7 protein-coding genes are annotated in these 12778 nt (G+C 64.2%); 3 read left to right on the forward strand and 4 right to left on the reverse strand.

Features of this window, described 5'->3' with window-relative positions:
- Nucleotides 1-131: 131 nt before the first annotated feature.
- The 4 genes from VI26_RS14550 to VI26_RS14565 all read right to left on the reverse strand — a co-directional run bounded on the left by VI26_RS14550 (nt 132) and on the right by VI26_RS14565 (nt 9626).
- Nucleotides 132-5069 carry a hemagglutinin repeat-containing protein gene (locus VI26_RS14550; RefSeq protein ID WP_197081482.1) on the reverse strand — a complete coding sequence of 1646 codons (4938 nt, stop codon included), beginning with the start codon at nt 5067-5069 and terminating at the stop codon, nt 132-134.
- A 246-nt stretch (nt 5070-5315) separates the two neighbouring features.
- Entirely contained in the window at nt 5316-7022 is a 1707-nt protein-coding gene (locus tag VI26_RS14555) for a ShlB/FhaC/HecB family hemolysin secretion/activation protein (protein ID WP_048410500.1), read from the reverse strand.
- 226 nt (nt 7023-7248) lie between these two features.
- The gene (gene alr / locus VI26_RS14560) at nt 7249-8316 is read right to left on the reverse strand and encodes an alanine racemase (protein ID WP_048410471.1); all 1068 of its coding nucleotides are present in this window, start codon (nt 8314-8316) and stop codon (nt 7249-7251) included.
- Between the two features lie 2 nt (nt 8317-8318).
- Nucleotides 8319-9626 carry a D-amino acid dehydrogenase gene (locus VI26_RS14565; protein ID WP_048410472.1) on the reverse strand — a complete coding sequence of 436 codons (1308 nt, stop codon included), beginning with the start codon at nt 9624-9626 and terminating at the stop codon, nt 8319-8321.
- A 136-nt stretch (nt 9627-9762) separates the two neighbouring features.
- Between VI26_RS14565 and VI26_RS14570 the strand changes: the two genes are divergently transcribed.
- The 3 genes from VI26_RS14570 to VI26_RS14580 all read left to right on the forward strand — a co-directional run bounded on the left by VI26_RS14570 (nt 9763) and on the right by VI26_RS14580 (nt 12044).
- Nucleotides 9763-10251, forward strand: coding sequence for a winged helix-turn-helix transcriptional regulator (locus tag VI26_RS14570; protein WP_048410473.1), 489 nt, complete (start codon nt 9763-9765; stop codon nt 10249-10251).
- A gap of 125 nt (nt 10252-10376) precedes the next feature.
- A complete protein-coding gene (locus tag VI26_RS14575; protein WP_048410474.1) occupies nt 10377-11504 on the forward strand; it encodes a methyl-accepting chemotaxis protein in 1128 nt (375 codons plus the stop codon).
- Nucleotides 11505-11576: 72 nt separating this feature from the next.
- The gene (locus VI26_RS14580; protein ID WP_043641076.1) at nt 11577-12044 is read left to right on the forward strand and encodes a YbaK/EbsC family protein; all 468 of its coding nucleotides are present in this window, start codon (nt 11577-11579) and stop codon (nt 12042-12044) included.
- Nucleotides 12045-12778: the final 734 nt, after the last annotated feature.

Below are 12778 nucleotides of genomic sequence, written 5' to 3' on the forward strand. Positions count from 1 at the left end.
TTCCGCTTTTTCCGCCGTTTTCGCCTTGTCTCGCCCTGGCTCGCGAGATCGGAAACACGTTCTAAGGGAACAGCCCCAAAACAAAACCCCCGCCAGTTTCCTGACGGGGGTTTTCGCTCGGATCGAACGCCTTACTTGCTCTGAATGCCGCCTTGTACCACGGTCGACGTATTCTGATGCTCGGCGCGGATCAGCGGCGCCTTGCCGGAAGTCACATCGCTGACCGCCTGCTTCAGGATGCCGGACGGGGTGCTGTTCAGCTTGACCCCGCCGCCACCGTTGTAGCGTTCGGTGGCGATGTCGGCGGTTTCCACCTTGGAATCGCCCAGGTCCACCTTGCCATTGGCGGACGACACGGTCGCGCCGGTCAGCTGGGTCTTGCCGCCCACTTGCAGCGTCACGCCGTCGGTGCCGGCGATGCCGGTGACCGTGCCCACCGAGTTGTCGCGCTTGACGCTGACGTCCACGTCGGCCTTCAGCTCGGTGCCCTTGTCCTGGGCGTTCAGCAGCTTGTCCTTCAGCGTGTTGCCGCCTTTGCGCGCCAGGGTGTCCAGCGTGCCGGACTTGGCCGGGCCGGAAGTCGGCTGCTCGGGCAGGGTGACGGTTTCACTGTTGGCGTTGAAGCTCACCGCATTGGTAGTATCTTCCTTCAGGCCCTTGTTGAAGGCGAAGCTGTCGTACTTCTCCTTCACCTTGTCGGACGCGGCGTTGACCAGTTCGGTGCCCTTCTCCTTCACCTTGTCCTTCAGCGGACCGGCCTTGTCGGCGACCTGATCGACCAGGCCGTCCTCCTTGCCGTTGGAGCTGTTGACGCCCAGCGCCACGTCCACCTTCACGCTGTTGTCGCGATCCTGACGGCTTTCCAGCGCCAGCTTGCCGCCCACCTGGCCAGTGACGGTCTTGCCGCTGACATTGGCGCCGGCCAGGGTGGCGTTGCCCTCGGCGTTCAGTTCCACTTGCTGCTTGGCGGTCACGCTGGCGTTGGCGTTGCTCAGCTTGTCCTGCTGATCCACCTTCACCTCCAGGCCAGCCTTGATGTCATGCACGTTCTTGGTGCTGTCAGGCTTGATCTGGCCGTTTTCCTTGTCGCTGCTGGCCTTGTTGCCGCCGCCGATATTGCCGGCCACGCTCCAGTTGTTGCGTTGGCTGCTGGACTGCGCCGACTCCAGGCGGATATCGCCCTGGCTGTCCAGCTTGGCGCTGTCGCCCTGCACCTGGGCGCCGCTCAGGCGAATGCCGCCGCTGCCGGACTCGATGCTGGCTTTGCCGCCGCTGACCACGCTGCCGCCGGCCTGGCTGCGGCTGGACTCGTCGGTGCTGGCGTAATTGCCGCCAGCGCCCACATTAAAGCCCTTGCTCGCCTTGTCCTGGCCATTGCTCTGGCTGCCGCCGGCCTTGAGGTCGAAGCCCCACTGGCTGCCGGACTTGTCGGCGCTGGATTCGGCGGCCTTGAACTCCACCTTGTCGCCCTGCAAGGTCACATCGCCGCGGCTGGCGATCTTGTCGCCCTGCAGACCCAGCTTACCGCCGGCCGTCAAGCTCACGCCGGCGTCGGCGTCCACGCCGCCGGTCACCGCGGTGCTGGACTTGGCTTGCTGCTTGTCCACGTTCACAGCCACCCCGCCGCTGCCGCCGACATTCTTGCCGCCGCCCTCGATCGGGCTGGTGGTGATGGCCAGATTGGCCTTGCCGCCCACGGTGTGCTGCTCGCTGCTGCTGCTGTTATTGGCCTGACTGAAGCTCAGGTCGCCGCCGGCATTGACGCTGGCCGCGGCCTTGCCGCCGGAGATGGCCACGCCCTGGTAAGCGGCGTTGTTGTCCACGTCCACCTTGACGCCGTTGCCGGCGCGGATGCCGCCGGTGACCGCGGTGGAGCTGGACGAGGCGCTGGTCACCGTGCTGCCGCTGCCGGCCGCCTTGACGTTCACATCCTCGCCGGTGGTGGTGTAGACGCGCACGCCGACATCGGCCTCGGTCTTGCTGCCGCTCTGGCTCTGGGTATTGGCCGCGGCGCTGAACTGGTGGCTGTCAGCCTTGATCTCCACCGTGTTGCCGGCCTGGTACTGGGTGCCTTGATCGCTGAGCCCGGCCTTGGCGTCCACCTTGATATTGCCACCGTTCAGGCTGCTGGCCTGCGCGGTGCTGGACTGGCGGGTTTCCGAGCCGACGCCGGCCTTGACGCCGACATCCACGCCCAGATTGGCCGCGCCCAGATCGCCGGCGGCGCCGGCCGCGCCGATCACATCGCCCTTGACCACTTTTTCGCCGGCCGCCACCAGCGGACGGGTCACGCCGCTGTAATCGGCGTTGACGCCCACTTCCACGCCCCAATGACTGCTGTCGGTGGTGGTTTTCTGGGTGCTGTTGGCCGCCTGGTTGTCGATGCGGCCGCCAGCCAGCTTGATGTCGCCATCCGCCTTGACCTGGGTGCCCTGGTTGCGGATGTCGCCTTCGCCATTGCCGGCGACGATGCTGACCCCGCCCTTGGAGTTGATCGCGCTGACCTGGGCGGTGCTGCTGTCGGACTGGCTGCGGCTGTTCTTCTGGTCCACGCCCAGCGCCACGCCGGTCTTGTCCAGGCCGGCGTCAATATAGATGCCACCGCCGGTGACGCTGCTGCTCTTGCTTTCCTTCACCGTGTCCTGCGCCGCGTTCAGGCTGACGTTCTGGCCGCTGAGGGCCGCGCCGCCGGCGCCGGCGTTCAGCTTGGAGCCGGTCACGGTCAGATCGCCCTGGGCATTGAGCGCCACCTTGTCGCCGGACAGCGTCGCCGCCTGGTTCTGGGTCGCGTCGCGGTCCACGCTGTTGCTGCTGTGCTCGATGCGCACGCCGCCGCGGTACTGCTTGTCGCCGGTGATCTCGCCGACGCCGCGCAGCGCCAGCTCGGTATCCTTGCTCTTCACCGTGTCGCGGGTCTGCGACGCCGCCACCTTGATGTCGCCGTTGGCGGCCACGTTCAATTCGCCGCCGGCGCGCACCTGGCTGCCGCTGATCGCCACGTCCTTGGCGGACTGGATGCTCAGATTGGTGTCGGACTTCAGCTCGGCGTTGACCGCCTGCTGCTGGCTGGCATTGCCCTTGCTGCTGCTCTTGGTGATGTTGAAGGCAGTACCGCTGCGCTGATCGGTACGGGTTTGCGATTGATTGACCACGCTGTCGATGCTGATGTCGCCGTTGCGGCTGATCGCCACCGCGTCCCGCTCGCCGCGGGCGCGGCTGCCGGCGATCGCCACGCTGTCGCCGCGCAGCGTCAGCTTGCCGCCGGCGGTCAGATCGCTGCCGTTGTTGACGGTGTCGGTCTTGCCGTTGTCACGGTTGCCGCCGCCGCCGATGCCGCCCCAATACACCTGGTCGTTGCGCTGGCTGTTCTGGTTCGTCGTCTGCTGCACGCCCAGGCCGAGCGCGCCGCCCGCGTCCAGGGAGGCGTCGCGGCCGGCGGCCAGCTTGGCCGCCTTGGCGTCGATATCGCCGCTGGCGCGGATATCCAGATCACGGCCGGCGCGCAGCTGGCTTTGCGCCAGGCGCTGCTCGCTGGAAGCATGGTTCCAAGAGCCGGTTTCCAGGCTGGCGCCGTCGTTCTTGCGGTTGCCCCGGTCGTTGCGGGTATCGGTTTCCGTCACGCCGCTCAGCTTCACGCCGCCGTCGGCCTGCAGGCGGATGTCCTGGCCGGCGCTGACGCTGCCGCCGCGGATGGCGATCTGGCCGCGCGGCTGCGCGCCGTCCACCGCCTGGTTATCCGCCGCGGTCGCCGCCGCGGTCAGCGTGGCGTCCTGCTCGGCGCGGATGCGCACGCCTTCCTGGCGCTGGCTGGTTTCGCTTTGGTCACGGTTATAGGCCCAGGAGTTTTTCCAGGCGTGATTGCTGCTGCTGGACGCGCTGTCCGCCACTTGGCTGTCCAGTGTCAGATCCTTGCCGCTGAGCGCCACATTGCGGCCATTGATGTCGGTGGCGGCCAAGGTCGCCGCGTCGCCGGCGCTGAGGCTCACATCGTCGCGCGCGCTGATGACGCTACGCTTGATGCGAGTGTCGCTGCTGTTGCTGGCGGTATTGGTTTCACCGGTCTTCCAGATAAACCAGCTCTCGTCGTGGCTGCTGTCCTGGGTGGTGGAGGTTTCCGCCCGGCCGCGGCTGTCGATCTGGCGCGCGGCCAGCGCCACCTTGCCTTCGCTGGCGCGGATCTGCGCGCCTTCCAGCGCCAGTTTGCCCTGGCGCGCGTCCACCGACACTTCCTGCGTGCCGTTCAGGCTGCCGCCCACATTGACGCCGGCGCCGTCGGCGGTGCTGATGATATTGATGCGGCCGGCCTGCATCGCGCCCAGGAACACGCTGTCCAGCGAACCCACGCCTTCCGGCGCCTTATCGCTGCGCAGCACCTTGGCGTCCTGGCCCTGGTAATCCACCAGGTTGAAGCCGGCGCGGACATTCAACTGCTCGCGCGCGGCGACATTGCCGCGCACATCGATGCGCGGCGCGATCAGGTCCAGCACATTGACGCCGCTCAGACCGGCGCCGTTGACGCTGAGCGCGTTGCCGTTCATCGCCGCCTGCAAGGAGGTGATGGCGCCGTTTTCGATATTGGCGTTGCCCACCAGCAGCGACGCGCGCGGCGTGTTGATAAAGCCGCAGCCGCTGCAAGTGATGCCGTTGGGGTTGGCCAGCACATAGTCGGCGGCCTTGCCGAACACTTCCTGCTTGCCCAGCAGCAAGGACGGGTTGCGGCTGATCACTTCGTTCAAGATCACGCTGGCTTCGCGCCCGCCCAGCAAGGCATTGGCGCCCAACTGGCCGGCCAGTTGCGATTGGCCGCCGGCGGTGGAGTTGTTGAACACCGCGCCCGGCTTGCCGACATTGAAATCTTGGTATTGGTTATGCGACAGGCCCGCGGCGCTGGGCGCCACGATATTGACCACCGCCGCGCCATTGGCGGCGTTGCTCACCTGCGGCTGCGCGCCGCTGCCGCCGGCGACGATGCCGGCCGCCATCGCGGCTTCCACCGCCCAAAACGCCAGGGTCAGCGCCGCGGCCACTTTCCCCGTTACCGATAAGCCGAAATTTATTTTTTTCTTCATGATTTGAGTCCCGTTCATTCAGAGAACAAGCAGATTCGGTCCAAAACCGTCTATCCAGACAACCCATGTTCCGTGGGCCTTTCCAGCCTGCCAGCCGGACTAGCCCGCAATGAAACATACGTTTGATTTCGAATCTACGTCTCTTTTTAAATCAATTCAAATGAAATACTGCCAATATCGCTTAGTCGCCTTCGCGGCGAATTTCTTTCAAAAAAAGTTCACGTCAAAAAATAAATCACAACGACATCACCAGGACAGCGCCAGTTTGGCAAATAGCTGATGTCCTTCCTGCTGCCAGCCGGCCGGCTTGTACAAGGGCCGGCTGTACTCCAGGTCCAGGCTGGCCTTGCGGTAGCTGAAAGCCAGACCCAGGCTGGCGCCGGCAATGCTCTGCCATTGCTGAACCGAGCGATGCGGCAACACCCGGCCGCCGTCCAGGCCGATACGCGGCGTCACGCCGATGCCGGCCAGTTCGAAGCGGCGCGACAAGGTATTGCGCCAGGACCAGCCGGTTTCCCCGGCCAGGGTGTTGCGGCGGAAACCGCGCACCGCGCTGGCGTCGGACACATCCATCTGTTCGACGCCGGGCAGATAATCGCGGCTGGTCTGGCCAGTCAGCGCGCTATTGAGCTGATACGGTCCGCCAGGCAGGCCCAGGCTTTGAAACCAGTTCAGCGACGCCTTCCACTTGGTGAACTGCGGATTGGGGCCGTCCGGCGCGCGCGGGTCCGGCGCGCTGGCGCCCAGCCAGCGCGTGCCGCGCTGCACGCCGGCGTCGGCGATCAATACGCCGCCGCTGAGCAATTGCAAGCGCGACAGGCCCAGTTCGGCCACGCTCAGCGTCGGGCTGGTGATCTCGATCTCGCTGTCGAGAAAATAATTGCGCACCCGCTTATGCGTCAGTTGCGCCATCAGCGAAGTGGTCTGGTCCTGGCCGCGGCTCAGCACCCGGTCCACGCGCAGGCCGCTCTGTGCGGTGCGCCCGGACAAATTCACCGCGCTGTACTGCAATTGCAGCGGGTTCAGATAATCGGCGCGGCTGGCGAAGGCGCTGAAAGTCCAATAGCCGTAAGGCAGGGAATAAAACAGCGATTCGCTGCGGCTATGCCGCACCGCGTTGTCGTTGCTGGTGCGCTGCGCCGACACGCTGACGAAATCGGACAGACCCAGCGGGCTGTCCCAGGACAGGCCCACGCCGGCCTGCACCCGGCCGGTGCTATCGCGGCCGGTGTTGTCGGCGTTGAAGTTCAAGCGCCAGGGCGCGTCCTTATTGTTGCGCAGGCTGAGGATGGAGCCGCCCACGGTTTCGCCGGGCAGGATGTCCAGCGTCGCCTTGCTGGACGGCAGGCGGTTGGCCTGGTCCAGACCCTGATCGGCGTCGTGTATGTTCAACGGCCGGCCGATCACGCCGGGAAACAAGGTGGCCGGATTGCTGCGCCGGTCGTCGCTGACGATCTTCTCCACCCGTCCTTCGTGCACGCGCAAGATCAGCACGCCCTGCTCGTCCGGCCCTTCCGCCGCCACGCGCGCGGCGATATAGCCCTTCTTCAGATAGAGCTGGGTCAAGCCGCGGCTATAGCGGTTCAACTCTTCGTTGTTCAGGCAATCGCTGGCCAGTTCGCCCAGCGAGGCCACTTCCTTGCGGCTCAGCAGCTTGATGCCGGCCAGGCGCACGCCCTTGACGCGCAGGCAGTCCATCTCGCCCATCTCCGCCGCTTCCGGCCGGTGCATGGTATTGCTGTCCGGCAGCATCTGCCGCAAGCGCTGCTGCTGGATGATGGCGTCGAAACGGCGGCTGTTGTCCTGCAACAGGCGCCGCGAATCGTTTTCCATCTGCTGATGCATGCTGCCAGACATGCCGGGCACTTCCGCGGCCTGCGCCGCCACGCCCCAGCAGACGATCCCCGCCATCTGCCAGAACTGAGCTGGCGATGGTTTTTTGTATTTAATCATCATCGGATTCGTAACTATTTTTAAATAAAGGAAAACAGAAATTCCATGACGCGTCCAGACTAATGAGAATAATTATCAAATAATGACACTATTACCCAGACTTGATGCCAGCCTTGCGGCCTTAGCGCAACAGAAAATTCAATACGAATAAAAAAACCCGGCCAATGGCCGGGCTTATCCCTTAGTCGTTTGATTCTGAAATATCTTTCAGAAGATCAGAAAAAACTTATTCGAATACAAAGCGTGCGCGCTTGATATTGCACAGCAATTCATAGGAAATGCTGCCGGCGGTGGCGGCCACCTCGTTGACCGACACCGTGTCGCCCCACAGCTCCACCTCGCTGCCGATGCCGGCGGCGGGCAGTTCGCTCAGGTCCACGGTGATCATGTCCATCGACACCCGGCCGATGATGCGCGAGCGGCGGCCGTCCACCGCCACCGGGCTGCCGCTGGAGGCCAGCCGCGGATAGCCGTCGGCGTAGCCGCCGGCGATCAGGCCCACCCGGGTCGGCCGTTCGGTAACGAAGTTGTTGCCGTAGCCGATAGGCTCGCCGGCGGCCAGCTCGCGCACGCCGAAGATGCGGCTGCTCAGCCGCATCACCGGTTTCAGCTCATCGCCCTGCGGGAAGCCCGCCGGCAGCGGGCTGGCGCCGTAAAGCAGGATGCCGGCGCGGCCCCAGTCGCGGCGCGAACGCGGATGACACAGGATGCCGGCGGAATTGGCCACGCTCTCCTCCCCCGGCAGGCCGGCGGTGGCGGCGTCGAAGCTTTCGATCTGCGCCAAGGTCATCGGCACCGTCGGCTCGTCGGCGCGGGCGAAGTGGGTCATCTTGACGATGCTCTCCGCCTTGCCGCTGGCCTGCAAACGCTCCCAGGCCGCGCGGTAATGCCGCGGCAAAAAGCCCTCGCGGTGCATGCCGCTGTCCAGCATCAGCCAGACGCGGAACGGCGCGGCCGGCTGGGCCTCTTCCAGCATGCGCAGCTGTTCTTCGCTCTGCACCACCAGCCACAGCCGGTGGCGCTCGACTTCGGCCAGCTCGGCCGCCTCGAACACGCCTTCCAGCAGCAGGATGGGCGCGCTCACGCCGGCGGCGCGCAGGTGCAGCGCCTCCTCAAGGCAGGCGACGGCGAAACCGTCGGCGACATCGGCCAGCGCCTGGGCGCAACGCGCCGCGTCGTGGCCGTAGCCATTGGCCTTCAGCACCGCCAATACCCGCCCGCCGTGCTGGCGCTTGGCCAGCAGGTAGTTGTCGCGCAGGTATTGGGTGCGGATGGTGGCGATCAGCGGCCGCATGCTCAAGCGCCCGCCACGGCCGGCCGCGCGGCCGGCACCACCAGGGTCTCGCCCTGTTTGGCGTAGCGCTGCATGGACAGGCCGTCCAGGCTGATCTCCGGCTTGGCGCCGGTGATGATGTCGGCCAGCACCTTGCCGGAGCCGGCGCCCATGGTCCAGCCCAGGGTGCCGTGACCGGTGTTCAGCGACAGATTGGCGAAGCGGGTGCCGCCGACGATGGGCGTGCCGTCCGGCGTCATCGGGCGCAGACCGGTCCAGAAGCTGGCGGCCGGGATGTCGCCGCCGTTCGGATACAGATCGCCCACCACCATTTCCAGCGTCTCGCGGCGGCGCGGGTTCAGCGACAGATCGTAGCCGGACAGCTCGGCCATGCCGCCGACGCGGATGCGGTCGTCGAAACGGGTGATCGCCACCTTGTAGGTTTCATCCAGCACCGTGGACACCGGCGCGCCGGCCGGATTGGTAATCGGCACGGTCAGCGAATAGCCCTTGACCGGGTAAACCGGAATATCGATGCCCAGCGACTTGACCATGTCGCGGGAGAAGCTGCCCATCGCCACCACGTAGTGATCGGCGGTCAGCAAATCGTCGCCGACGCGGATGCCGGTGATGCGCTTGCCGTCGCTCTCGATGCCGCCCACGCTCACGCCGAAGCGGAACTCCACGCCCTTGGCGCGCGCCATCTCGGCCAGGCTGGCGGTGAACAGATTGCAATCGCCGGTTTCGTCATTGGGCAGTTGCAGGCCGCCGGTCAGCTTGTGCTTGACGCTGGCCAGCGCCGGCTCCACCTCGGCGCAGCCGTCCCGGTCCAGCACCTTGAAATCCACGCCGCATTCCTTGAGCACGGCGATGTCCTTGCTGACGCCATCGACCTGGGCCTGGCTGCGGAACAGCTGCAGCGTGCCGCCCTGGCGCGCCTCGTAGCCGATGCCGGTTTCGGCGCGCAGCTCTTTCATCTTGTCGCGGCTGTATTCGGCCAGACGCATCATCCGGCTCTTGTTCACCGCGTAAGCGTCTTCATTGCAGTTGGCCAGCATCTTGGCGATCCACTGCAGCTGGTACAGGCTGCCATCCGGCTTCACCGCCAGCGGCGCGTGGCGCTGGAACAGCCATTTGGCCGCCTTCAGCGGAATGCCCGGCGCGGCCCAGGGGGTGGAATATCCGGGGGAAATCTGGCCGGCGTTGCCAAAGCTGGTTTCCAAGGCCACGCCTTCCTGGCGCTCCAGCACCGTCACATCGCAGCCCGCCTTGGCCAGATACCAAGCCGTGGACACACCCAGAACACCGCCGCCCAGCACGATCACCTTCATTTTCTCTCTCCGTTTGCAGCACTACATGGCTATAGTGATTTTGCGTAGTATATTAATGAAACACTGGGTTTTTTCACCAAAGTAGCGTCAGACTACAGATTTTTAAACTGCAAACTTTTATATACATAGTGAAAACATGAAGAAAAGTTCAAGCAGCGACAAAGCGCTGGATAAAACCGACCTGAAAATCCTGCGCCTGCTGCAGAAAAACGGCCGCATCTCGATGACGGAACTCTCTGAAAAGGTGGGACTTTCCACCACGCCGTGCACCGAGCGGGTACGCCGCATGGAGCGCGACGGCATCATCGAAGGCTATTACGCCCGCCTCAATCCGCATGCGATGGGCGCGGCGCTGCTGGTGTTCGTGGAGATCAAGCTGGAAGCCAAATCCGGCAATATCTTCGACGCCTTCCGCCGCGAAATCATGCGTATCCCGGAAATCCTGGAATGCCACCTGGTGTCCGGAGAATTCGACTACCTGATCAAGGCGCGCATCCCGGACATGTCGATGTATCGCAAGCTGCTGGGCGACATCCTGCTGCAACTGCCCTCGGCCAAGGAATCCAAGAGCTATGTGGTGATGGAAGAGGTCAAGGAGACGCTGCAACTACCGCTGGGAGAATAAATTAACCCTTTAAAATCATGCGATTGCACTTGATTTAAATCAAAAAAGGCTTGCATTCCCCTTCCGTCTCAGCCAAACCACAAGCAGCTGTTGCTTGAGTGAAACTACCTAGGCGGGAGATGAGGATGTTCGGCTTCATGAAGGCGGTCGACAAGACCGCGGACGCGGCGCGCCAGGTGCGCCAATTGGAAAGCGTGCTGGACCACGCCGACAATCTGATCATGCTGTGCGACACCAGCCGCGACAACACAATCTTTTACATGAACAAGACCGCGCGCGAGATTCTGGGCCGGCATCGAGAAATGATGAACCAGAAATTCCGCGCCGGCGTCGACGTCAAGAACGCCCACGGCCACAGCATCCACCAATTCCACCGCGACCCGGAGCACAACCGCCGCATCCTGGCCGATCTGGCCAGCCGCAAGATAGACCAGCATATCGCGATGATTCCGGTGGGCGAGGTCATGTTCAAGACCAAGGTGTTTCCAATCTGGGACACCGCCCATCCCGATCAACTGCTGTGCTTCATGGCCAGTTTTCAGGACGTGTCCGCCGAAGTGCGCGCCCAGCAACTGCAGGATCAAGGCAATCAGCGCCGCGAATTCCTGGAGGTCCGCATCAACGAGTTGTCGGAAAACATGCAGGCGATGAGCGCCACCATCCAGAACGTGGCGGTGCAAACCGCCTCCGCCTCCGAATCCTCCGAGCTGATGCTGGGCGAGGCCAAGAAAAGCATGGCCATCGTCAGCGACACCAACCAGGGCATGCTGCAGGTGGGCGCCATGGTGCGCCAGACCGCGGACAGCCTGGTCTCGCTGGGCCAACGCTCGGAAGCCATCGGCCACATCGTCAACGTGATCAAGGACATCGCCGACCAGACCAATCTCTTGGCCTTGAACGCGGCGATCGAGGCGGCGCGCGCCGGCGAGATGGGCCGCGGCTTCGCCGTGGTGGCGGACGAGGTGCGCAAGCTGGCCGAGCGCACCACCAAGGCCACCCAGGAAATCGGCGACATGATCCGCGCGATCCAGGGCGAGGTGCAGCAAAACGTGCGCGCCATCGAGCAAGGCCGCGAACAGGTGCAGACCACGGAAAGCGACTTCCAGCGCGCCGAGGGCGCCTTGCAAACCATAGTCGGCGAGATCAACACCATGCGCAATTTCGTGGTGGAAATCGCCAACGCCGCGGAAGAACAGGCCGCCACCTCGCAGGACATCGCCGATAAGCTCAGCGACATCACCCGGCAGGACTGAAGTAAAAACGCTTCACAAGCAAAGGATGGGGCGGAATAATGAAACGCCCCACCCTTCGCTTCGAGGCCAGACATGAGCTTAGCGTCCGTCCAGGCGTTTTTCGCCGCCCGTCAGCTGGACATCCCCATCATAGAGCTGGAAGTCAGCACCGCCACCGTGGCGGAAGCCGCCGCCGCCCACGACGTGGAGCCCGGCCGCATCGCCAAGACCCTGGCCTTCCGCCTGAACGACGGCCGCGACGTGATCCTGGTGGCGCGCGGCGACGCCCGCATCGACAACCGCAAGTTCAAGGACGCCTTTGGCAAGGGCAAGATGCTGCCGCCGGACGAGGTGGAAGCCATCACCGGCCATCCGGTGGGCGGCGTCTGCCCGTTTGGCCTCGCCACCGAGCTGCCCATCTATCTGGACGTGTCGCTGCAAGCCTACGACGAAGTGCTGCCGGCCGCCGGCGCCGTCCACAGCGCGGTGCGGCTATCGCCGCAGCAGCTGCACCACATCACCCAGGCCGACTGGGTGGATGTGTGCCAGGCTTTTGCCTAAGAACCTGTTCAAAGTCTGCTGCGCTTCGGCGATACGGCGTTGAAACCGAGCTCAAAATGCTCATGTACCACTTGTACATTCCGCTTTTTCGCTCGTTTTCGCCTTGTCTCGCCCTTGCTCGCGAGACTTTGAACAGGCTCTAAGAGCCTGTTCACGATCTGCCTCGCGTCGTCCTGAGCCGCGCGGCCGAAACGATGCAAAAAGCCGCCGTTTGTCGCCAAACGACGGCTCAAGCTTTCCCGCGGCGGAATCCCCGCCGCCTGCCACGCCAGGCCGGCGCGCTATTGAGACGCCCGCGCACCCCGGCCAAGGCACCGCCACCGTCTTCCCATGCGGCGCGGCGACATACAGGCCGGACAGGCGCAGCCAGCAGTCAGCGCTTAGGCGCGGCGGTAGCCGGCTTTCAGCCTGTCAGGATCAAGGGAAAACAAGGTTCGCGGAACGCGATTCGAATCAATCATGACTTACACCTCCAAGATGGGTTAAGCCTGCTCCCCGCTGCTAAACGGGAGCGGCAGGCACCTGACAGGGTTAGCAGACCGGCATCTTGGAACCGGCAGCCCACGGGGGGCTCCCCGCCAGCGCCTGCCATCTATGCGTGCGCCGACACAAACCAAGCCACGACGAAGTCGCTTGGTCTGCCAAGATGCAAGAAGGGCTGCTAAACCCCTTGTGCCGAGATTGCGACGGCACGCGGGGATTGTTGGCGAGGCGGATGGATAAGTCAAGACAGC

It is taken from the genome of Chromobacterium sp. LK1 (assembly GCF_001043555.1).
Taxonomy (GTDB): Bacteria; Pseudomonadota; Gammaproteobacteria; order Burkholderiales; family Chromobacteriaceae; genus Chromobacterium; species Chromobacterium aquaticum.

What these genes read in the sequence shown, in the direction of transcription:
- VI26_RS14550 (WP_197081482.1), bottom strand. Translation starts at nt 5,069, where the DNA reads ATGAAGAAAAAAATAAATTTCGGCTTATCGGTAACGGGGAAAGTGGCC.
- VI26_RS14555 (WP_048410500.1), bottom strand. Translation starts at nt 7,022, where the DNA reads ATGATTAAATACAAAAAACCATCGCCAGCTCAGTTCTGGCAGATGGCG.
- alr (WP_048410471.1), bottom strand. Translation starts at nt 8,316, where the DNA reads ATGCGGCCGCTGATCGCCACCATCCGCACCCAATACCTGCGCGACAAC.
- VI26_RS14565 (WP_048410472.1), bottom strand. Translation starts at nt 9,626, where the DNA reads ATGAAGGTGATCGTGCTGGGCGGCGGTGTTCTGGGTGTGTCCACGGCT.
- VI26_RS14570 (WP_048410473.1), top strand. Translation starts at nt 9,763, where the DNA reads ATGAAGAAAAGTTCAAGCAGCGACAAAGCGCTGGATAAAACCGACCTG.
- VI26_RS14575 (WP_048410474.1), top strand. Translation starts at nt 10,377, where the DNA reads ATGTTCGGCTTCATGAAGGCGGTCGACAAGACCGCGGACGCGGCGCGC.
- VI26_RS14580 (WP_043641076.1), top strand. Translation starts at nt 11,577, where the DNA reads ATGAGCTTAGCGTCCGTCCAGGCGTTTTTCGCCGCCCGTCAGCTGGAC.